The organism is Clostridium sp. LIBA-8841, from assembly GCF_034439435.1.
Classification (GTDB): Bacteria; Bacillota; Clostridia; order Clostridiales; family Clostridiaceae; genus Sarcina.
The window spans coordinates 163,069-186,547 of the sequence record NZ_JAPCKJ010000005.1 but is presented as its reverse complement, the minus strand read 5'-3'; the positions used below and the strand labels follow the sequence as shown (position 1 = coordinate 186,547).

Here is a 23,479-nt window from a genome sequence, read left to right as displayed (position 1 = left end):
TATAACAAAATTGAGAGTATTAAAAATTATAATTTATTAACTGCTGATAACTAAGTTAACAGCAGTTTTTTTATTTTTTTTATATTTTTAATTTTAAGCACATAAAATCTTAAAAATTATAATTTAATATAAAAAGTATAATTGGGGAAATCAAATTTAAAAGTCGAGGAAAAAATAAAGAGGTATTTGCAAATAAATTTAAGGGGGTACTTTAATATGGTGAATTTAATGATACTAAGTGGACTAGTACTACTTACATGCATAATATCTAGTAAGATTTTTTATAAGTGGGGGGTGCCTGTACTTTTAGTATTTATTATAATAGGGATGCTATTTGGATCTGATGGTATTGGTGGAATATATTTTGATAACTATAATATTACCTATTCTTTATCATCAATAGCCTTGGTATTTATAATGTTTTATGGTGGTTTTTGCACTGAGTGGAAAAAGGCAAAGACTATATCTGTGCCTGCAATTATGTTGTCTACCTTAGGTGTTGTAATAACCGCAGGACTTACAGGTCTATTTTGTTATTTTGTATTGAAAACAAGCATATTTGAAGGATTATTATTAGGATGTATTGTTGCTTCTACAGATGCAGCTTCAGTTATGTCCATTTTACGTTCAAGAAATTTAAAGCTAAAAAATAATATTGATACATTAGTAGAGTTTGAAAGTGGAAGTAACGATCCAACTGCATATATGCTAACAAGTGTTATGTTAATTTTTATTACAAGCAATGAATCAATAGGTATCGGACTTGTTGGTATGATATTTAAACAAGTGGTTTTTGGTGTAGCAGTTGGTTTTCTTTTATCAAAGCTTGCAGTTTTTATATTAAGAAAAGTAGAGTTTGAAATTGAGGGATTATATCCTATATTCACTATAACAGTGGCTATTTTGGCTTATTCAATCAGTGAATTTTTAGGTGGAAATGGATACTTAAGTGTCTTTATTGCTGGTATAGTAATGGGAAACTCTAAAATACCTCACAAGAAGAGTTTAAATCAGTTTTTTGATGGGTTATCATGGATAATGCAGATAATGCTATTTTTTATGTTAGGACTTTTAGCATTTCCATCACAACTTCCAAGCGTTGCATTTGAGGGAATAGCTATTTCAATATTTTTGATATTGGTAGGAAGACCAATAGCTGTATTCTCAATATTAAGTTGGTTTAAAGTTCCTATAAAGGAGCAAGTATTCATATCTTGGGTTGGTCTTAGAGGAGCAGCTTCATTAGTTTTTGCTATATATGCAATAACTAGGACTTCAGCAATTGAAAATGATATTTTTCATATTATATTCTTTATTGCATTATTCTCAGTAGCAATTCAGGGAACATTAATACCTTGGTTTGCAAAGAAATTAGATCTAATATGTCATGAAAATGATGAAAGTGAGAATAAAAAGAAGCTTAAAAATAGGATAAAAGACTATATATTTGAAGTCAAAGTTGGAGAGAACAATAAGATTGTAAATAAAGCTATAATGGATTCAGAAATTCCAGATGAAATTTTAATTGTTATGATAAAAAGAGAGAATAAGGTTGTTATTCCAAAAGGATTTACTATTATTAAACCTAGTGATACATTGGTTTTAACAAGTGAAAATAGTGAAATTATGAATAAGTTTTTAGAGGAAATAAAATAGTATAGGATTTGTTGTCATAAAAAAAGGAATGATTAGTCATTCCTTTTTTTATATTAAATTCTGATTTTTAGAATATAAATGTTAGAAGGAATTATAATATCTTGACTTGGAGTTTACTCTAAGAGTTATGATAAAGATATAAATAAAAGGTATTCTAAAAGGAGATGGGAATATGAATTTTAATTATTACATGCCAACAAGACTTTTATTCGGAAAAGGACAATTAAATAATCTTCATAAGGAGAAGTTACCAGGAAAGAAAGCTTTGATAATAATATCTTCAGGAAAATCAACAAAGAAATTTGGATATTTGAGAAGGCTAGAAGAACAACTAGAATTAGCTAATATTGAATATATTTTATTTGATAAGATTCTTCCAAATCCAATAAAATCACATGTTATGGAGGGTGCTAAAATAGCAAAAGATAATGAATGTGACTTTGTTATAGGACTAGGAGGCGGAAGCAGTATTGATACGGCTAAGAGCATAGCTGTAATAGCTACAAATGAAGGTGATTATTGGGATTATATCGATGGAGGAACAGGAAAAGGATTTGAAGTTAAAAACAATCCACTTCCTATAGTAGCTATTACGACTACAGCAGGCACTGGAACAGAGGCTGATCCATGGACTGTAATAACAAATGAAGATACTAATGAAAAAATAGGCTTTGGTTATGAAAAAACATTTCCTACTTTATCAATAGTTGATCCAGAATTAATGATGACAGTGCCTCCAATGCTAACAGCATTTCAAGGATTTGATGCTTTATTCCATAGCACAGAGGGATATTTAAATAATACTGCTTATGCTATAAGTGATATGTATGCTATTAAAGCTATTGAGTTAATAGGTAAGTCATTAGCTAAAGCTGTTGAAGATGGAAATGACGAAGAGGCAAGATCGGATGTTGCTTTAGCTAACACATTATCAGGTCTTGTTGAATCAACTTCAGGGTGTACATCAGAACATTCAATTGAACATGCATTAAGCGCATATCATCCTGAACTTACTCATGGAGCTGGATTAATAATGATAAGTGAGGCTTATTATACTCATATTGCTCAAAGTGGAAAATACGATGATAGAATGATAGACATGGCTAAAGCTCTAGGTAAAAAAGATGCTAACAAAGCTATGGATTTTGTTGTAGCTTTAAAAGACTTAATGAAAGGCTGTGGAGTTGACAATTTAAAGATGTCTGATTGGGAAATTAAAAAAGAAGATATGGAGAAGTATGCTAGGAATGCAAGAGAAACTATGGGTGGATTATTTCAAGTAGATCCAATTGTAATAACTGATGAAGATGTTGTATCTATCTTAAACAAATCATTTAAATAAAATATAAAAAACAGAGTATTTTTGGTAAAAAGTACTCTGTTTTTTTATATTAATATTTAATCTATGTGATGTTATAATATTATGGATAAAAAAATAGAAGTACAAGATAAGAAGAAATGAGGATGTTTTTATATGAGCAGATATGCGATACTTGCAAATCCAGGACATAATCGTATCTATTTTGATACAGCGCTTAAGATTGCAGTCTCAGAATTAGAAGCAATTGCAGAAGCTTATGATATGGAGATTAGTGAGATTGAGGAAGGAAATTTAGGGCTTCCAGCTTCAATATGTTTCAGCACAAATAGAGAGCTTAAGGAAGAGGATTTTAAAGCATTAGGTTTTTCGTCAATTTACTATGCTTTATTTGAAATAGTAGAAGGAAATCTATTAAGACCTATTAGTGTACCTGATTTTCATACATTCCCAGAGAGTATGGTTCAAATATTAAAATACAATGGAAAGACTAATGAGCAATTTACTAGGCTTATGGTAAATCTTGCTTTAAGTGCATGTAAAACTGGAAGTAAAAAGATAACTTTATTTGACCCTATGTGTGGTAAAGGGACAACCTTATATGAAGGTTTTATAAGAGGGTTTGATGTTAAAGGAATTGAGATAAATGAGCAATGGACTCAAGAAATTCAAACATATATTGTTAGATTCTTAAAAGAAGGAAAATATAAGCATAAAACACAGAAATCAAAACAATCTGATGCTAAAGGTAAAAAGATTGCTAATGTATTTACTTTAACTGCAGCCTCAGAGAAGGATGCTTTTAACTCAGGAGAGGTACAATCATTCCAATTATTTAACTCAGATACTAGAAAAGCAGATTTTCTTATTAAGAAAAAATCATGTGATATTATAATATCTGATTTACCTTATGGAGTTCAACATGGAAGTAAAAATGATAGAGATTCTTTAATGGAGAGAAGTCCACTAGGTCTTTTAAAAGAAGCAATTCCAGCATGGCACAATGCATTAAAAACTAAAGGAAGTCTTGTTTTATCATATAACGAATTTACTATGAAGTATGATGATGTAGCTGTGGTTTTAGAGAAAAATGGCTTTAAGGTTCTTGATGAAGCACCTTACCACAATTATTTACATAGAGTAGACCAATCAATAAATAGAAATTTAATAGTCGCTGTTAAGGCTTAAAAATAGAGGATTACTTTTTAGTAATCCTCTATTTTTTATCAATTAAATATCAGGTGTTTTTATGGTTTTTTAATATTTCCAATAGTATAATTAAAAGTAATAATTTGTAATGTTAAATTAATTTTTAGGGGGATAAGATATGAAAAAGAGGTTAATTATTGTGGCTATAGTAGGGACTATACTTGTTGGAGGAACCACGGCTGCTATAGCCTTGAATAATAATTATTCTGAAGCTAAGAAAGAGAGTATTAGTGAAAATGAAAAGGCTACTAGTAGTAAAGAAGAAGAAAGTAAAGAAGTAGTTAATATGGAAGAGAAAGTGGACGATAAACAAGAGGAATCTAATAAAGAAGAACAAGTGGAAATAGCTCAAGAAAATAGTGACCAAGATAACTCTAACAAGAAGGAAAAGCAAGGTGATGAAAATATAAAGCCTAAGGAACAAGATATAATGGAGGGATATGAGATTTTTTATAAAGCTCGTGATGCCTACGATAGAGAAGATTTTGATGAGGCTATAAGATTATATGAAACTATAACTAATAGAGATGCTTTAGCAAAGGTTGAACTTGAGAAAGATAGATTTTATTTTGCAAAACAGGTAAATGACCAGATAGAGGAAGGACAAAAACTTTATGCTTCAGGTAAATATCTTGAGGCAAAAATATTTATGAGTAAGTTAACTAGAGGAAATGCTATGTCACCTAATCAAGAAGCTAGAGCTAATGAAATATACGAAAAAGCAAGTTCGAAAGTTACACCAGAGGAAGAGAATAATCTGAATGGTAATTTTACTTTTGAACAAGCTGTTGAATTTGTAAAGAAAGAAATAGGAGATAACCCTAATAATGTTTATGAAAACTTTCAAGAATACACAGATATACATGGTGCAAAAGTCTATCAGGTAATTGTGAAAAAGAATGGTGATATCAATAATTCAGAACTTTTTGTAGTTGGTTCTGATGGAAGTGTTTTATCAGGGTCTTAAGCTTAGGAGTAGAAAAAATGATGAAGATTTTAGTAGTTGAAGATGACAATGCTATAAATGACTTATTAGCAAATATATTAAGAGATGAAAAATATAAAGTTACTCAAGCTTTTTCAGGAACTGAGGCTAAATTCTGCCTTAAAGAAGAAGAATATCAGGTTATTTTATTAGATTTAATGTTGCCTGGGGTTTCAGGAGAAAATTTAATAGAAGAAATAAGAGAAAAATATAAAAGTTCAATAATTGTTATATCAGCGAAAAGTGATATTGATAGTAAAATAAGTGTTTTAAAAATGGGAGCTGATGATTATATAACTAAGCCTTTTGATGAAAGAGAGGTTTTAGCAAGAATAGAGGTTGTTTTAAGAAGAACACTCAATAATAAAGAAGATGAAAAAAGAACATTTTTTTATAAAGATATAGAATTAAATAGTTTAAGTAGAAAAGTTTTTGTTGGGGAAGAGGAAGTTCAATTAACGACTAAAGAATTTGATATATTAGAGTTGCTTCTCACTAATCCTAAGAAGGTATTTTCTAAGAGTAATATATTTGAAAGCATTTGGAAAGATAATTTTTTTGGAGATGAGAATACTGTAAATGTTCATGTCAGTAATTTAAGGAGTAAATTAAATAAAATAAATAGTGAGGAAAATTATATAAGAACTGTCTGGGGAATTGGTTTTAAGATGGAAGATTAAACTTAATACTTTCTTAAGGTTTTTCTTTAAATAATCTTAAAAAGTAAATTTTAAGATTAATATATAAGATATGGACAAGGAGGACATTATGGAAGAATTAGTTTTAAAAACCAATAACCTTACTAAGAACTTTGGGAATGTATGTTCAGTAAATAATCTTAATATGACAATAAAAAAGGGAGATATATATGGGTTCATAGGAAAAAATGGTTCTGGAAAGACTACAACCTTAAGATTAATAACATCTTTAATATTTCCAAGTAGTGGAGAGGTTATGATATTTGGAGAGAATATAGAAAAGAGTGATATGCTAACAAAGAGTAGAATTGGAGCTGTTATTGAAAATCCAGTATTTTATCCTAATCTATCAGCTAAAGAGAATTTAGAATTTTATAGAATACAAAAAGGAATAGTGGATAAAAACATAATCAATGAAGTTCTAGAGAAGGTAAACTTAGATGATACAGGAAAAAAGAAGTTTAAAAATTTTTCTTTAGGAATGAAACAAAGGCTTGGAATAGCTCTAGCTATTATGAATAATCCAGATTTCTTGATTTTAGATGAACCTTTAAATGGACTTGATCCTATGGGAATAGCAGAATTAAGAGAGATGATTAAAAAGTTAAATGAGGAGCAAAACATAACGATTATTTTATCAAGTCATATATTAAGTGAATTAGCACAAGTTGCCACTAAGTTTAGGTTTATTGACAATGGATGTTTATTAAAAGAAATAACAATTGATGAACTTAATGATGAATGTAATAAGAGTATTTCGATTGTAGTTGATAATGTGGAAAAAGCTATTGTAATAATAGAAGAAAATTTAAATACAAATAATTTTACTGTAATTAATGATCGTGAAATAAGATTATATGACTATTTAGACAATCCATCTGAAGTATCATTTCAATTAAACAGCAATGGAGTAAGAGTTAATTCTATTAAAGAGGTAGGATTAAATTTAGAAGATTATTTTATAAGCCTGATTGCTGATGAAAAAAGAGGTGATATATAATGATGAATTTAATTAGATCTGAGTTTTTTAAGTTAAAAAAAGAAAAAAATGTTTATATTGTTTTATTACTCATAGTTCTACTATTTTTTATTATGTCTAAATTTGCACATGATTATATAGTCATAGGATTAAAAAATATTTTAGGTACTAATAGAGTTAATTTTAATAGTGGATCTAATATTACTGTTGAGATATTAAAGTCAGGAGATATTTTAATATTATTATTTTTACCTATAATTTCATCTGTGCTTATGACAGATTTTTCAGCAGGAACTGTAAAAAACAATATAATATCAGGATATTCTAGAAGTAAAATTTATTTAAGTAAATTAGTAGTTTGCAGTATTACATGTATATTTATAGTTTTGTTTTATGTAATTGTGGCATTTTTAATGGTTACAATAAAAAATGGATACGATGGAAACTTAGATTTAAATTTAATATTAAACACATTAAAGGTTATAGTTATACAAATGCCAATATATATAGGCATAATCTCAACTGCCTTTATGATTGGAGTATTAACTCAAAACAAGACAGTTGTAATAACAGTTTATTTATTATATCAATTTGTTGCAGAAACTATATTTATAGCTTTAGGAGATAAAATTTCTAACATAATGCAATATGAACCAATAAGTAACTTAGATAAGGTGGCACATATAGGTTCTAATACATTTAGTGATAATTTAATTTTTATAGCAATTGGATTAGTAATATTAGTAGTAACAATGTTTATTGGCTTAACTAAAATAAATAGGATGGATATTAAGTAGAATTTTTTTATTAAACAGATTTTAAATAAGAGTAGGTTTAGGATGAGTGAAATGGGAAACATATTTATAGGAATTCTTTTATGTGCATTTGTACTAGCTATGATAAAAATATTCTCATTTAAGAAAGATATAAAAAACATAAATGATAATTTGAACATTATAAAGAACAATAATACAAATAAGAGAATAACAAGCGTATCTATGGACAAACAAATTATTGGGTTAATCAATGAGATAAACTCTATATTAGATGAGAAAGATGAAAATAGGATTTATTATGAAAAGAATAATAAAAATATAAAAGAAATGATAACTAATATATCTCATGATTTAAGAACTCCGTTAACCTCAATAAAAGGATATATTCAGTATGTTAATAATAGATCTATGGATACAGAAGAAATAAAAAATTATTTGAATATAGTAAATGAAAAAGCAATAGTACTTCAAGAATTACTTGATAGCTTTTTTGAGTTATCAAATATAGAAGAAAAAAAGTACCTAATAGAAATAGAAAAAGTAAATGTGAATAGCATACTTACTGATATTATACTTAGTTTTTATGAGGATTTTAATTTGAAACAAATAGAACCTAAGGTTTCTATTCTTGAAGAAAATATATTGGCATTGGCAGATAAAAAGGCTTTAAAAAGAATTTTTGTAAATTTAATTCAAAATGTATTAAAGCATGCAGAAAATGAGGTATCAATAAATTTATATTGCAATGAAAAGTGGGTATTTGTAGAGTTTAAAAATAAAGCTCTTGATTTAAATAAAGATGACGTAGAGCTTTTACATAACAGATTTTTTACAGCTGATAAATCTAGAAGCAATAAAAATAATGGTTTAGGATTATTCATAGCAAAAAAATTAACAGAACAAATGGGGGGAGAGTTTAATATAAATTTAAAAGATAAAAATCTTATATTGAGGATAGAATTACCTAGAATTTTAGTAAATTAGAATAAATTTTATTATTAATTAAGATTTTAGAAGATTATAGTAATTTATCTTAAAAAAGCTTAAAATTTGTCATTATTGCTAGACTATGATATTATATAAGCCTATAAGTAAATCCCTATATGTATAAAAGAATTAAGCTTGTTTATACTAAGGGAATTGAAACTAATGAACGGAGGATATGTAGAATGGATAAATTACCAAATTGCCCTAAATGTAATTCTGAATACACTTACGAAGATGGAAATCTTTTAGTTTGCCCAGAGTGTGCTTACGAGTGGACTCCAGGAAGTGAAAACGCAGATGAGGATGTATTAGTAGTTAAAGACTCAAACGGAAATATACTTCAAGATGGAGATACTGTAACTATAATAAAAGACCTTAAAGTAAAAGGAGCTTCATCAGCTTTAAAGAAGGGTACAAAAGTTAAGAACATACGTCTAGTTGAAGGTGATCACAATATAGACTGTAAAATAGATGGATTTGGAGCTATGAGTTTAAAATCAGAGTTTGTTAAAAAAATATAATTAATTAAAAGGAACATAATAATATTATGTTCCTTTTTGTTTTTTAGTTATATTATAATTTTAAGTATTTTTTATAAGTTTAAAACAATAGAGCAAAAATATATACCTAGTAAATATAAATTTATATTTATTAGGTATATATTCTAAAGATTATTCAGCTTCAGAAAATTCACTTTTTTCAGCACCGCAAAGTGGGCAAACCCAATCGCTAGGAAGATTTTCGAAAGCTGTTCCTGGAGCAACTCCGTTATCTGGATCACCTACAGCTGGATCATAAATATATCCACAATCATTACAAACAAATTTTTTCATAATAAACATCTCCCAAAACTTATTTTCTATTTGTAAATTTATAATATAAATAATATTAAATATTTTATGTGATTTAAAGCAAAAATTTATATATAAATAATAATTTCAATAAAATAATAAATAATATTAAGGAAAAGAATCAATTAGACGTATTTATATATAATACAATGATTTGTTGAATTAATTAAAATACTTTAATTTGAAAACGATAAACTAATAAAAATCTATAAAATCACTTTAAAAAGGTTTATTTGTAAACTAATTTTTGATACTATAGTAATTAAGAGTTTTTAAGAATCTCTTTAAATTTATGATTTAAGATAGAATATAAGGGGACTTAGTTATTTTAGTTTTATTAAATGGAGGTGTGTAAATGAAGTGGAGTAATATTTTAAAAGTGTTTAAGAGAGATATTAAAGCAATAATAAAAAATCCAATAGCACTTTTAATAATAGGTGGAATATGCTTTATACCATCACTTTATGCATGGATAAATATAGCAGCATGTTGGGATCCTTATGAAAATACAAGTACAGTCCCAATTGCTGTAGTAAATAATGATAAGGGAGCTTCATTCAATGGCAAAGAAATGAATGTAGGAGATGATGTCATTGATGAACTTAAAAATAACCATGACATTGGATGGAAAATTGTTAATGCTAAACAGGCAGATATGGGACTAATAGATGGTACTTACTATGCAATGATAGAAATTCCTGAGGATTTTTCAGAAGATTTAACTAGTGTTATGTCTGAAAATCCAAAGAAACCAGAAATAATATATAAGGTTAATACAAAAGCAAATCCTGTTGCAGGAAAAATAACTGAGGTTGCAGAGAGTACTCTTGTAAATGAGATAACATCTAATTTTATAACAACTGTTAATGAAACTATATTCTCTTCATTAAATGGAGTAGGATACGACATTGATAAAAATAAAGAAAATATAATTCAATTGAAAAATTCTATAATAGCTATAGATAAAAATATGAGCTCTATTAAAAATATGCTTAATAATATAAATAGTAACTCAGCAAATTTAAGCACATATTTACAACAAGTTCAACAAACAATGCCTTCAATAACAAGTGGTTTAAATAATATATCACAAGGGGCAGAGAATACAGGGAATTTAATAAATAGCTCTAAAGAGTCTTTAAATAATACCTTTGATAATATCAGGTTAAATTTAACAGAATCAAAAACTTCTTTAGATAAGGTTCAAAATAGTTTAGATGAGCTATCATCGATGGCAAGTGATGCTGGTTCTGCTAAAATTAGTGCTACAATAAACAGAGCTATTAGTGAAGTTAACAAGGTTGATAATAGTGTTACAGCTGTAATTAATTTCTTAGAGGCCATTAATAAAACAAATCCTAATGATAAGATATCTAGTATGATAACTTCTTTAAAAGGAGTTCAAACTTCATTAAATGAAGAAAAAAATAAACTTAATGACTTACAAAATAAAGTTAATAATGGTCAAAGTGTAGATAAAGGATTAGTTAATTCAATAAATGACTTAACTAAGCAAATAGAAGACCAAGTAGGAAATGCAATAAATAGATTTGATAATGATACAAGACCAGCTTTAAATACAATGGCAGATGGACTTGTTAAGGCTACTCAAGGAGCATCAGATTTATTAAATAAAGCTAATGGATTAGTTGATCAAATAAATAATTTACTAAGTACAGCCAATCAAGGCGCTCAGCTTGCAAATTCAACATCAGAGAAGCTTAAAGATAGTTTAGATGAATTCTCAGGTGTCATAAGTGAGTTAAGTTCTAAGCTTCAAAATGTTAGCGATGATGAATTAGGGAAAATAGTAAGCATTCTTCAAAGTAACCCAGCATTTATGGGAGATTTTATTGCGAACCCATTCAATATAAAAGTTGATGCAATATATAAGGTTGCAAACTACGGATCAGGTATGGCTCCTATATATTCAGTTCTAGCTCTATGGGTTGGTTCATTAATATTAATATCTCTATTAAAAACAGAATCTGCTGAGTTTGAAGGTAGTGAAAAGATTAATTTAAGAGAAAAACATTTCGGAAAGATGATGACTTTCGTGAGTTTAGGTATAATACAAGGATTTATAGTAGCCTTTGGAGATAAATTCCTTTTAGGAGTTCAAAGTGTTAATACAGCATTATTGATTTTTATATCAATGTTTGCATCAGCTATATTTACTATAATAGTCTTTACTCTTATGTCAGTATTCGGAAACTTAGGTAAAGCCTTAGCTATTATACTTATGGTTTTACAATTAGCAGGAAGTGGTGGATCATATCCTATACAAGTTGACCCATTATTCTTTAGAATAGTTCAACCAGCATTCCCATTTACCTATGCTATATCAGGGTATAGAGAAGCTATTGCTGGGCCTTTAGTAAGTACTGTGATTCTAGATTTCGCTGTTTTATCTTTAATGGGATTAGCATTTATACTTCTAGGATACTTATTAAAAGGACCTTTAAATCCTAGAGTTAGAAAGTTTGAAGATATGTTTGAGGAATCTGGAATAGCAGAATAAGCTGTATTTTAAGAGGTGAAATATGAAGAAAATTTTTAAAATCTTTAGAAGAGATTTAAGAAATATAAGAAAAAATCCAGCGGCTTTAGCAATAGTCATTGGATTATGTATAATACCATCTCTTTACGCATGGATTAACATTAAAGCATGTTGGGATCCTTATGTTAATACAGGAAATTTACCAGTTGCCGTTGTCAATAATGACAAGGGCGCTGTGGTAAATGGTAAAGAGGCAAATGTAGGAAATGAGATAATAGATGAACTTAAAAAAGATAATAATATAGGATGGCAATTTGTAGATAGTTGGCAAGGAAATTATGGATTAAATGAAGGTAAGTATTATGCAATGATTGAAATACCTTCAAACTTTTCAGAAGGATTAACAAGTTTAACTACAGGAAATCCTCAGAAGCCAGATATTATATATAAGGTAAACGAGAAAACAAATGCCATAGCAAATAAAATAACAGATGTTGCTAAGGATGAAGTTACAAAAGAAATAAAATCTAACTTCGTTGATACAGTAAACAAAGAAGCTTTTGATCTTTTAAACCAATTAGGAGGAAAACTAGAAACTAATAAACCGGAAATACTACAAATAAGAAATACTTTAGAAAGTGCTAATAGTAGTTTAAAAGAAATTCAAGATTTTGTTCAAAAAGCTAATGGTGATTCAAAGAATTTAAGTACTTACTTAGCTAGTGTTAAAAGTGATTTGCCAAAGGTAACTGAGCAAATAAATAACCTACAAAATACTGTTGAGGCAAGTAAGAGTTTAATAACATCAACTCAACAAACAGTTAGTTCAGTTTCAAATAGCTTTAGCGGTGATGTTATAACAATGCAATCAATGAATCAAGAATTACAAAGCTTACTTACAAAGCTTAAAGAATTAAGTGCAGCTATGGATAATTCAAAAATGATTGAGACCATAGATAAATTAATAGCATCAACAGATTCATTAAATAAAGTTATAACTAGTAATATAGAAGCATTAGAAAAAATTAATGCAGTAAAACCAAATTCTGCAATAAGCGATTTAATAAATAAATTAAATAAAACAAAAGATTTAGTAACAAATGAAAGAGAGCAATTAGTTGCCTTAAAAACAGCTTTATCAAATAATGAAAGTAAGGAAAATATAGCTAAAGCAATAGATTCAATTTCAAATGTAAGTAATGAAATAAGTTCATCTTTAGTGACTGTTTCAAATAATTTTTATAGTAATGGTATGCCGGCTTTAAATACTATAGGAGATTCATTAAAGGGTGGATTAGATACTGCAAACTCAGTATTAGAGACAACAAAGATTGTTATTCCTCAGTTAAATGCTTTAGCTACATTTGGAATTGCTAGTAGTGATGTTGCTAGCCAACAGGCTGATCAAATAACAAGCAAACTTAGTGAATTCCAAGATGCAATAAGTCAATTAATAGAAAAAACTTCAGGCTTAACAGAGGAAAATTTAAATAATATAATTGATATTATGAGTAAGAATCCTGATGAAATAGCTTCATTTATATCAGCTCCTGTATCTGTTAAAAAAGAAGACGTATATGATGCAGGAATATTTGGAGTAGGACTTACACCTTTCTATACTGTTTTAGCAATTTGGGTTGGTTCATTATTACTTACATCATTATTAACAGCTGAATGTGAAGATTTTGAAGATGGAACAAAGCTTAATTTTCTTCAAAAACATTTTGGTAAGATGTTATTATTCCTATTAATATCATTAATTCAATCAATAATAATAGTTTTAGGTGATATATTTATACTAGGAGTAAATCCAGTGAATATGCCATTAATGTTTGGTTTTGCCATAATTAGTTCTATAGTGTTTACAGTTATAATATTTACACTGGTATCACTGTTTGGAAATATAGGGAAGGCGATAGCCATAGTTATAATGGTATTCCAAGTAGCAGGGGCTGGTGGTATTTATCCAATACAAACAAATCCTAAAATATTTGAAGTGCTACAACCATTATGGCCATTCACTTATGCTATAGATGGATTTAGAGAGGCTATAGCAGGACCAATATGGGATGCTGTGGTAAAAGATATAAAGGCCTTGGGTGTATTCTTTGTAATATTCCTTGTTTTATGTGTTCTTAAAAAACCATTCCATAAAATAACTGAATTTGTAGATCATAAATTTAGAGAATCAGGATTATAGGAAGAAAAGAGTAAAGATTTAATCTTTACTCTTTTTATTTTGTAAAGATATCGGAAATTGATAATTAACAAGAAAAATGTGGTAAAATAAAATAGGAAAATATTTCTTGTTAATGCGAGGTTTTTTTATGGGAAGAAAAGAAAAATGCTTATATAAGCAAATTAGCATAGAGTATAAGGATATTATTGATGTTAGAGAAATAGGATATTATGCTACACCTGCATTCGTTGCAAGATATATAGGAAAAAGAATTATGGAAGTAAACAATCAAGGAAAAACATTATTTGATCCATGTTGTGGAAAAGAAGAGCTAACAGACTATTTTAGTGATTTAGGGATAAAGACAATTGGCATGGACTTAATAAGATATAAGAAAAATTATAGGTGTGAATTTAGGAAAGAAAACTTTATTAAGCATTATTGTATTCATAAATATGATGGTGAATGGGATTATGATTATTATATTGCTAATCCACCATATAATTGTCATGAGGTAGATTTTATAAGGAATAACAAGGATATGTTAAAAGAGTACTTTCATGAGGTGGGAGTACATAACATGTATAGCATGTTTATGGCAGCAATAATAGATAAGGCTAAGGAAGGGGCTGTTATTGGTCTTATTACTAATGATTCTTTTTTTTCGGCTAAAAATTATAAGGAACTTAGAAAAAAGATACTTAAGGAATGTTCCATATATGAAATAACTATGTGTCCTAGAGAGCTTTTTCATACACAGGGGGCTGATGTTAGGACAAGCATACTTATTTTAAGAAAAGGAACTAAGTATCAAAAAGATATTATTGTAAATAATAGGTCAAAATCCTTGGAAGAGTTTAAAGAACTATTGATAAAGGATATTAGAAAAGAAGTTAAGGAACGGTATTATAGCTTAGGAGAAATTATTCTTCATAATAAAAAGGATAATTTAGAGTTTATAATAGAATGTCCTAGTGATATAAGGAAATTATTCAATAATACTAGATTAGGAGAAAAGTTTAAGTGTATAACTGGAATTTCTACAGGTAATGATAAAGAGTATTTATCTAAATACAAGGAAAATAAATTTAATATTCCTTTTTACAAAAATCCAGGAAAGGATAAGTTTTATACAGATAGAGAGATATATCTTCATGAAGATTTTTTAGAAATAGAAAAAAGAGTTTCGAATTTTAATGTTAGAAATAAAGATATGTTGTATAAGGGTGGAATAACATGTTCATCTATGGGAGTTTCTTTTAATGCCTGTATATTACCTAGAGATTCTACTTTCGGAGTTAATCCAAATATAATATGTGAATCTGAGGACGTTTGGTGGTTATTAGCTTATCTAAACTCATCTTTAGTAACTTATCTTGTTAGAGGAGCTTTAATAAGAAGCAACATGATAACCTCAGGATATGTATCTAGAATACCGCTATTAAACTTTACTAAAGATGAAAAAGATAAACTTATGTATTTAGCTCAAAAATCCTATAAACTTAGGAAAAAAAACTTTAGTATAGAAGCAGAATTAGATGCCATAGATAAAATAGTTAATCATGTTGCTAAAATATCAGAAGAGTCTAAAGCGTTTATTTTAGAATTTAAAAAGCATTTAGTTGAAGTTACTTAGTTTAGTCTAGTTTTATGTGACAGTAACCATTAGGATTCTTTTTTAAATATTTTTGATGATATTCTTCAGCCTTATAATAGTTTTCTAATGGTTTTACTTCAGTTACTACCTTTTTAGAATAAGATTTTTGAATTTCATCTTTACTATCTAAAATTTCTTTTAAATCAGAAGGGTCTACATAGTAAATACCAGTTCTATATTGGCTACCAACGTCATTTCCTTGTTTATTTAATGATGTTGGATCTATTATTGTCCAAAAGTTGTCTAATAACTCTTTAAGAGATATTATAGTTTCATCATAAGTTACAAGGCAAACTTCAGCAAAATAAGTATTTTTAGTACATATTTCTTCATAGGTTGGATTTTGCGTACGACCATTGGCATAACCAACTTCTGTATCTATCACGCCATTAATTCTTGATAAGAACTCTTCAACACCCCAAAAACAACCACCTGCTAATACAATCTTTTTCATAATAAATCACCTCTATAAAATATTCGTTGAAATTAGGAGTAATAACCGTTATATAATGTGTAAAAACCTGTTAATGTTATTATAAATTAAGTTAATGAATATGAGGATAATATAATATTAATATTCATTTTTTTATTATTTTTAATTATTTTAATAGTATGCACTGTTATTGAGTTTTCTTTTTACCAAGTAGTTTTAGTTAAAAGAAAATCAAACCTCTTATGAAAAGAATGTTAAAGACCCTGTAGAAAGTGTTATAAACAAAGTTGGTTTAAAATAGAAAAAGGTTGTATCAAAACTTCTAATAAGTTATTTTGATAAAACCTATTTTATTTAAGCTTGGCTAACCTCAATTTCTTTTATTATTTTAGCTGGATTTCCACCTACAACTACGTTATTAGGGACATCTTTAGTCACAACTGCTCCAGATGCTATAACAACATTATTTCCTATAGTAACTCCTGGATTTATTGTAGCATGTCCTCCTATCCAAACATTATCACCTATTGTTACAGGTTTACCAAATTCAGATTTTAGTCTTTCAATAGGATCTATTGGATGAGTTGCTGTGTAGATATGAACACCAGGTGCAATGAAACAGTTTTCTCCTATTGTAATTTTACAAACATCAAGCATAACACAATCAAAATTTGCATAGAAATTATCTCCTACTGATATGTTGTATCCATAATCACATTTAAAGTTAGGTTCTATATATATACTTTCACCAGTTGAACCAAATAGCTCTTTTAAAATATTACTTCTCTCTTTAAATACTTCATCAGCATCTTCTTCATTATTAGGAAGATCTAAGTTGTTAAACTTTTGAAATAAAATTCTTGCTCTAAGTCTACCTTTAGTTAACTCTTTATCTTGAGGATCATAAGGTAATCCCGCTAACATTTTTTCTTTTTCTGTCATAATCATATATAATTCCTCCATAGTATATTCTCAAGTTCATTTTAGCAATAAACTAGTTATTTTTCACCATTTAGGCATAAATATAGTTAAAAATTCATATAGTGAATAGCTAATATTATTTTTTTGAGGTGTTAGATAATGTTTAATCCTAAGATGTTAAATTTAGAATTTAGGAATGGAATTAAAGATGAAGAACCAATAGAGGGGAGAAAGTACACATTAGTTCATAGTGATGAAACAGGAGAATTGTTTCTAACAACAGCATTAACATACGCATATGATAAAATAAATTCAATGAAAAGAGATGAGGTTTTTGGTGACTGGAAGAGAATAGATGATAGATTTATTTTAAAGGTATATGTTTATGTTGATGGAATGGGAGGTAGAGACGAAGCTGCAAAGAGAAATATGATTTTTAGAAAAGAGTTGCCTTTAGCTTTATCAGCAATAAGATATGGTGATAGAAAATTCTTAGAAGATCATAAGGAATTATTAAATAGTAGAATACTAGTAAGATTCATATCTGCTTATGAAGAGTTTAATAAGATTGAAAATTATGGATCCATTAATGATTATAATGTTAGAATGGAATCTACTAACAATAAGGAAGAGACTTATATGGAAGAGAGTATTTTTAATGATAAAGATCCTCTAACAAATCAATTTATAGTTACTCTTTTAAATCCATATATCAAGGAAGAGGTTGTAAAGTTATATAAAAAGGACATGTATTATTGTTTAAAGGATGTACAAGTTCTAGAGCTAATTAAGGGTAGAACAGATAATGAGTGTGAATTTAATTATAAAATTTATGTTGGAGTTAAAGTTGGTGAAATGCAACCAGTATATAATAATCTTATAATTGAATTCTTAGTAACACCTAATAAAGTTACAACTATAAGCGTTAAAAATCCTAGATAAATAAAATTTAATGTTTAAATTTTATAATAATATTGTAAATGGAATTTTAATACATTATAATTGTTTTAAAATTAAAAAAACTAGTATATATCTTTTATTAAGAACGGTGGAGGGACTGGCCCTATGAAGCCTAGCAACAGCTGATCATCATAGATCAGAATTGTGCTAAATCCTGCAAGGAGAAATCCTGAGAGATAAGAGATTGTAGAGATATTTGCGTGATTTTTTATTATGCATTTAGAGCTATTTCTTTGTCTTAAGGACTGAGGAATAGCTTTTATTTTTGGAGATATTTAATTAATAAAAGATTGCTAGCTAATAAAAGAGGGGGCTTTAAAATGAGTAAAAATTTTAGTAAGGACACATTATGTATAAGAGGAGGATTTAATCCTAAATCAGGTGAGCCAGTGACTCAGCCATTAGTACAAAGTACATCATATAAGTTTGAAAGTTGTGATCAGGTAGCTAATCTTTTTGATTTAAAAGAAGATGGACATATATACACTAGAATAAGTAATCCAACAGTTAGCAATTTAGAAGAGAAGTTTTTAGCTTTAGAAGTTGGTGTAGGTGCAGTATCAGTATCATCTGGACAATCTGCAGTATTATTAGCAGTTTTGAATATTTGTAAGGCAGGAGAACATATAGTAGTTTTATCAACGGTTTATGGAGGAACATTTAATCTTTTAGGAACAACATTAAAGAAATTAGGAATAGATACTACCTTCGTATCTCCAGATTGTAGTGAAGGTGAGTTAGAAGAAAGCATAAAGGATAATACTAAGCTTATAATTGGGGAAAGCTTAGGAAATCCATCTTTAAGGATTTTAGACATGAAAAAATTCTCTAAGGTTGCCAAATCAAATGGAATTCCATTAATAGTAGATAATACAGTTGCGACACCATACTTATTTAATCCACTAGAACATGGAGCTAATATAGTTGTTCATTCAACTAGTAAGTATTCAGATGGTCATTCATTAGCTCTTGGCGGAATAATTGTTGATGGAGGGAACTTTAATTGGGATAATGGAAAGTTTTCATGTTTAGTTGAACCAGATGAAAGTTATCATGGACTTAAGTATGTTGAAACTTTTGGGGAGGCAGCTTATATAACTAAGCTTAGAGTTACTTTGCTTAGAGATTTAGGATGCACAACAAGTCCATTTAATGCTTATCTAACTAATATAGGTTTAGAAACATTACATCTTAGAATGGAAAGACATAGTTCAAATGCTTTAACATTAGCTAGATTTTTAGAAAAAAATGAAAATGTAACTTGGGTTGACTATCCTCTTTTAGAATCTCATAAAGATTATGAGCTAGCTAGAGAATACTTTACAAAGGGTGCTTCTGGACTTTTATCTTTTGGAATAAGAGGAGGAAGAGAGGCTGCTAAGAAGTTTATAGATAACTTACAGTTAGCTCAGTTGGTAGTTCACTTAGGAGATGTTAGAACTACTCTTTTACATCCAGCTAGTACAACACACAGACAACTTTCTTCAGAGGATTTAATAAAAGCTGGAGTAACTGAAGATTTAATTAGGGTTTCTGTAGGAATAGAAGGAATAGAAGATATAATAAAAGATTTTGAACAAGCTTTTAGTAAATTAGGTGATGAATAAATGGGTTTATTTTTTAAATCATTGGAACTTGAGGGGATAAAAATATTAGGACTTAATGAGATATTCTCTCAGAAGGAGTGCAAAAAGAAAAGGAAAAGAATAGGTGTTTTAAATTTAATGCCAATTAAAGGAGAAACTGAGGTTCATATATTAAATATCCTATATAAATGTGGAGAAGATTTAGATATTGATTTTATAAGATTAGAATCACATAAATCAAAACATACCTCTAAAGAGTATTTAGAGAAAAATTATAGAACTTTTAATGAGATTAAGGATAGATTAGATGGAATGATTATAACTGGAGCTCCTTTGGAGAAGTTGGAGTTTAGTGAGGTTTCATACATTAAAGAGCTAATTGAAATTTTTGATTACTTAAGAAAATATGAGAAGAAAGCTCTATATATTTGCTGGGGAGCACAGGCAGCTTTAAATTATTTTTATGGAATTAGAAAAGTTGTTTTAGATAATAAGGTCTTCGGAGTTTTTTCGCATGAAATACTTAAAAAAGGAGATATTTTGCAGGGAATAGAAAATGGATTTAAGGCACCACATTCAAGACATTCAACTTTAAGTAAGGAAGATGTTTTAAATAATAAAAATCTTCAGGTTTTGGCTGAAAATGAACTAGGGGAATTTACTTTTTTAAAAGGAAAATCTAATGATTATTATATATTAGGACACTTAGAGTATGGTAAAGACGTGCTAAAAAAGGAGTACTTAAGAGATAAAGCTAAAGGAGAATTTATAGAGATTCCTACAAATTATTTCCAAGGAAATGATGAAAGCAAGGATATAATATTTTCTTGGGAAAAGACTGCTGAAAGAATATATAAGAATTGGATTCAGGGTATAGCATTTAATTAAAGCAATAAGCATATTTTAAGGGGGAATATTTTATGAAGAGTATAAAAATTGCATTACTTGGGCTAGGTAATGTGGGCAGCGGAGTTTGGAAGATATTCAATGCCAATAAAGAGGAGATTGTAAAACGTTCTGGTTATAATATTGAAATTAGCAAAATATTAGTTAGAGATATCAATAAGAAGAGATGTGTTGATGTTCCAAAGGAACTTTTAACTACAGACTATAATGATATTTTAAGTGATGATGATATTAAGATTGTTGTTGAACTTATGGGGGGAATAGAACCAACTAAAGAATATATAATTAATGCAATGAAAAGAAAAAAGCATATAGTAACTGCTAACAAAATGTTATTAGCAATTCAAGGAGATGAACTCTATGAAATTGCTGATAAAGAGGGTGTAGGACTAAACTACGAGGCTAGTGTTGCAGGGGGAATTCCAATAATAGCTGGAATAAATGAGAGTTTAACTGCCAATAAGATAGAAAGTCTTTATGGAATAATAAATGGAACCACAAATTATATTTTGACTAAGATGCAATTTGAGGGAAGTAGTTTTGATGAAGCATTAAAAGAGGCTCAAGAAAAAGGATATGCAGAAGCAGATCCAACATCAGATATAGAGGGGTATGATGCGCAATACAAACTATCAATATTAGCATCGCTGGCTTTTGGAACAAAGATAAGTACAGAGAATGTATATAGAGAGGGGATAACAGGAATAACAAAGAGTGATATTGAGTGTGCAAACCAATTTGGATATGTAATAAAATTATTAGGAATTATTAAAGAGGTAGAAGGTGAATTAGAACTTAGAGTTCATCCAACAATGATTCCTAAAAGACATCCATTAGCTAACGTCCATGATTCATTTAATGCTGTGTTTGTTAAGGGAAATGCTGTGGGAGATTTAATGTTTTATGGAAAGGGAGCAGGGGATTTACCTACAGGAAGTGCTGTAGTAAGTGATATAATTTCAATAATCAGAAATAATATAAGCTTAGAAGCAGAAGGATTAGTAACTAAGAATAATCTTTGGGTTAGAGAAACAAGAAGTTTTGATGAAATAAAGAGCAAGTATTACATGATGATATCAGTTGAAGATAAAATAGGAGTTTTAGGAACTGTAACTAATGTATTTGGAAAGAGTAATGTGAATGTTAAGTCTATTGCTCAAAGGGAGGTTAAAAATAATTTTATAAAGTTAGTATTAACTACCCATGAAACAAAAGAAGAAAATATAAAGCAAGCAATCAAAGGGTTAGAAAGACTAGAAGAAATCTGTACAGTTCATAATGTTATAAGAATAGAGGATTTTTAAATACAAAAAAGAGATTGTCATATGACAATCTCTTTTGCTTTTTAGAATAATAAGTGTGCTGCAAGTGCTATAACTGGTAGAGTAACTAGTGTTCTCATTAAGAAAATCATAAATAACTCTTTTAGGTTTAGTGGAATTTTTGATCCTAAAATAACACTTCCAACCTCTGATAGATATATAAGTTGAGTTACTGAAACACAAGCAACTACGAATTTAGTCATATCACTAAGAATAGTTTTTGATGCTATAACTGATGGTAAGAACATGTCAGCAAATCCAACTATAACAGTTTGAGATGCAGCAGCAGCTTCTGGAATTCCTAAAATCTTAAATAGAGGAATGAAAGGAACTCCAAGCCATTGGAATACAGGAGTATATTCAGCTACCATAAGAGCTAATGTACCCATTGCCATAACTACAGGTAAAACACCTATCCACATTTCAAGCACATTTTTAATTCCATCAGTGAAGAATTTCTTTAAGCTACTTTCATTTTGTGCTTTTTCAACTGCCTTAGCAAGTCCGAAAGTAAAAGGAGTAAATCCTTCTGGAACATCTTCTGCATTCTTAGGTTCTAAGTTGTTATAATAAGCATCTGGTTTCTTACTAAGAGGCCAAATTCTTGGAAGAATTATAGCAGCAACTACACCAGCAAGAGTAACTGTTAAGTAGAATGGAATAAACATATTCTCTAATCCAACTTGTGATAAAACAACAAAGCTAAAAGTTATTGAAACAACTGAGAACATTGTACTAACTATACAAGCTTCTCTTTCTGTGTAAAATCCTTCTTCATATTGCTTTGAAGTAAGTAATACTCCAATAGTTCCATCACCTAACCAAGAAGTCATACAGTCAATTGATGAACGACCTGGTAATTTAAATAATGGTCTCATTACTTTAGTAAGTAGAGCACCACAGAATTCTAATAAACCGAAGTTTAAAAGAAGTGGTAGGAACAATCCTGCAAAGAAGAATACAACAATAAGTGTTGGTAATAGATCATTTAATATGAATGTACCTGTTGAGTCAGACTTTATTATTTCAGGTCCTATTCCAGTGAATGCTGATATTATAAATAATCCACCTAATAATCTTCCGATTGTCCAGATCCAGTTAACATTTAATAATGAGTTTAAAAAAGTATTCTCTATTATAAATTTTGGCTTAAATGCTTTAGTTATTATTGTTAATGAAGCAGCTATTACAACAACTATCATTGATAAAGTAGGTAAATAATCTCCGATAACATCCTTAAGTCTAGTTGTGAAAAATGCTACTGGTATTGTTATATTTCCACCATCGTTTATAGGAACCATAAAAAGAATTACTCCTAATAACGACGGAATTATAAACTTTAGTAAATCAGACGATTTGTATTTAGTTTTCAAAATTAGTCCCCCTTTTATTAAATAAATAAATTAGTACAAGGCTTATTATATATAAAAATATGTATAAAATCAATAAAAATGTGCATAAAAATAATGAATAATGTATAAATATTCAGAAACTAACTGTTTTTATACAAAAATTTCTATTATTAAATAAATTTATTAAAGGTGTAACATAAGTTA

At 28.6% G+C, this 23,479-nt stretch carries 20 protein-coding genes and 1 riboswitch; of the genes, 16 read left to right on the top strand and 4 right to left on the bottom strand.

Features of this window, described 5'->3' with window-relative positions; all coding sequences use genetic code 11:
- Positions 1–216 precede the first annotated feature (216 nt).
- The 9 genes from OIF33_RS13865 to OIF33_RS13825 all read left to right on the top strand — a co-directional run bounded on the left by OIF33_RS13865 (position 217) and on the right by OIF33_RS13825 (position 9,129).
- The gene (locus tag OIF33_RS13865; protein ID WP_322504857.1) at positions 217–1,656 is read left to right on the top strand and encodes a potassium/proton antiporter; all 1,440 of its coding nucleotides are present in this window, start codon (positions 217–219) and stop codon (positions 1,654–1,656) included.
- A gap of 172 nt (positions 1,657–1,828) precedes the next feature.
- The gene (locus OIF33_RS13860) at positions 1,829–2,998 is read left to right on the top strand and encodes an iron-containing alcohol dehydrogenase (RefSeq protein WP_322504856.1); all 1,170 of its coding nucleotides are present in this window, start codon (positions 1,829–1,831) and stop codon (positions 2,996–2,998) included.
- A gap of 132 nt (positions 2,999–3,130) precedes the next feature.
- Positions 3,131–4,162: a DNA methylase gene (locus OIF33_RS13855; protein WP_322504855.1), complete on the top strand. Its 1,032-nt coding sequence runs from the start codon at positions 3,131–3,133 to the stop codon at positions 4,160–4,162.
- A 139-nt stretch (positions 4,163–4,301) separates the two neighbouring features.
- Entirely contained in the window at positions 4,302–5,150 is an 849-nt protein-coding gene (locus OIF33_RS13850; protein WP_322504854.1) for a hypothetical protein, read from the top strand.
- Between the two features lie 17 nt (positions 5,151–5,167).
- A complete protein-coding gene (locus OIF33_RS13845; protein ID WP_322504853.1) occupies positions 5,168–5,848 on the top strand; it encodes a response regulator transcription factor in 681 nt (226 codons plus the stop codon).
- A gap of 88 nt (positions 5,849–5,936) precedes the next feature.
- Positions 5,937–6,866, top strand: coding sequence for an ABC transporter ATP-binding protein (locus OIF33_RS13840; RefSeq protein WP_322504852.1), 930 nt, complete (start codon positions 5,937–5,939; stop codon positions 6,864–6,866).
- Entirely contained in the window at positions 6,866–7,642 is a 777-nt protein-coding gene (locus OIF33_RS13835) for an ABC transporter permease (RefSeq protein WP_322504851.1), read from the top strand. Before OIF33_RS13840 ends, OIF33_RS13835 begins: the two co-directional genes overlap by 1 nt.
- Before the next feature lie 51 nt (positions 7,643–7,693).
- Entirely contained in the window at positions 7,694–8,605 is a 912-nt protein-coding gene (locus OIF33_RS13830; protein WP_322504850.1) for a HAMP domain-containing sensor histidine kinase, read from the top strand.
- Positions 8,606–8,790: 185 nt separating this feature from the next.
- Positions 8,791–9,129, top strand: a complete 339-nt coding sequence (locus OIF33_RS13825) for a zinc ribbon domain-containing protein YjdM (protein WP_003469869.1) — start codon at positions 8,791–8,793, stop codon at positions 9,127–9,129.
- A gap of 150 nt (positions 9,130–9,279) precedes the next feature.
- Here the strand turns inward: OIF33_RS13825 and rd are convergent, their stop codons facing one another.
- On the bottom strand, positions 9,280–9,441 hold the full coding sequence (gene rd / locus OIF33_RS13820) for a rubredoxin (protein WP_322504849.1): 162 nt from the start codon (positions 9,439–9,441) through the stop codon (positions 9,280–9,282).
- Between the two features lie 373 nt (positions 9,442–9,814).
- Here rd and OIF33_RS13815 point away from each other — a divergent pair, with 373 nt between their 5' ends.
- The 3 genes from OIF33_RS13815 (at position 9,815) to OIF33_RS13805 (ending at position 15,774) form a co-directional block, all read left to right on the top strand.
- A complete protein-coding gene (locus OIF33_RS13815; protein ID WP_322504848.1) occupies positions 9,815–11,980 on the top strand; it encodes a YhgE/Pip domain-containing protein in 2,166 nt (721 codons plus the stop codon).
- A gap of 22 nt (positions 11,981–12,002) precedes the next feature.
- Positions 12,003–14,159 carry a YhgE/Pip domain-containing protein gene (locus OIF33_RS13810; protein WP_322504847.1) on the top strand — a complete coding sequence of 719 codons (2,157 nt, stop codon included), beginning with the start codon at positions 12,003–12,005 and terminating at the stop codon, positions 14,157–14,159.
- Between the two features lie 127 nt (positions 14,160–14,286).
- Positions 14,287–15,774 (top strand): N-6 DNA methylase, encoded by a 1,488-nt coding sequence (locus OIF33_RS13805; protein WP_322504846.1) that lies wholly within the window; start codon positions 14,287–14,289, stop codon positions 15,772–15,774.
- A 1-nt stretch (position 15,775) separates the two neighbouring features.
- On the opposite strand, the gene msrA is transcribed toward OIF33_RS13805, so the two are convergent.
- On the bottom strand, positions 15,776–16,249 hold the full coding sequence (gene msrA, locus OIF33_RS13800; protein WP_322504845.1) for a peptide-methionine (S)-S-oxide reductase MsrA: 474 nt from the start codon (positions 16,247–16,249) through the stop codon (positions 15,776–15,778).
- A gap of 333 nt (positions 16,250–16,582) precedes the next feature.
- Positions 16,583–17,176, bottom strand: a complete 594-nt coding sequence (locus OIF33_RS13795; protein ID WP_322504844.1) for a sugar O-acetyltransferase — start codon at positions 17,174–17,176, stop codon at positions 16,583–16,585.
- Positions 17,177–17,308: 132 nt separating this feature from the next.
- Here OIF33_RS13795 and OIF33_RS13790 point away from each other — a divergent pair, with 132 nt between their 5' ends.
- From OIF33_RS13790 to OIF33_RS13775, 4 genes are all read left to right on the top strand, one after another.
- A complete protein-coding gene (locus OIF33_RS13790) occupies positions 17,309–18,091 on the top strand; it encodes a staygreen family protein (RefSeq protein ID WP_322504843.1) in 783 nt (260 codons plus the stop codon).
- Between the two features lie 91 nt (positions 18,092–18,182).
- Positions 18,183–18,292, top strand: a riboswitch (SAM riboswitch).
- Positions 18,293–18,429: 137 nt separating this feature from the next.
- Positions 18,430–19,716, top strand: coding sequence for an O-acetylhomoserine aminocarboxypropyltransferase/cysteine synthase family protein (locus OIF33_RS13785; RefSeq protein ID WP_322504842.1), 1,287 nt, complete (start codon positions 18,430–18,432; stop codon positions 19,714–19,716).
- Positions 19,717–20,583: a homoserine O-acetyltransferase/O-succinyltransferase family protein gene (locus OIF33_RS13780; RefSeq protein ID WP_322504841.1), complete on the top strand. Its 867-nt coding sequence runs from the start codon at positions 19,717–19,719 to the stop codon at positions 20,581–20,583. It abuts the gene before it with no gap.
- A gap of 32 nt (positions 20,584–20,615) precedes the next feature.
- Complete coding sequence (locus OIF33_RS13775) at positions 20,616–21,905, top strand: homoserine dehydrogenase (RefSeq protein ID WP_322504840.1); 1,290 nt, start codon at positions 20,616–20,618, stop codon at positions 21,903–21,905.
- Between the two features lie 41 nt (positions 21,906–21,946).
- Here the strand turns inward: OIF33_RS13775 and OIF33_RS13770 are convergent, their stop codons facing one another.
- Positions 21,947–23,296, bottom strand: coding sequence for a YjiH family protein (locus OIF33_RS13770; protein ID WP_322504839.1), 1,350 nt, complete (start codon positions 23,294–23,296; stop codon positions 21,947–21,949).
- Positions 23,297–23,479: the final 183 nt, after the last annotated feature.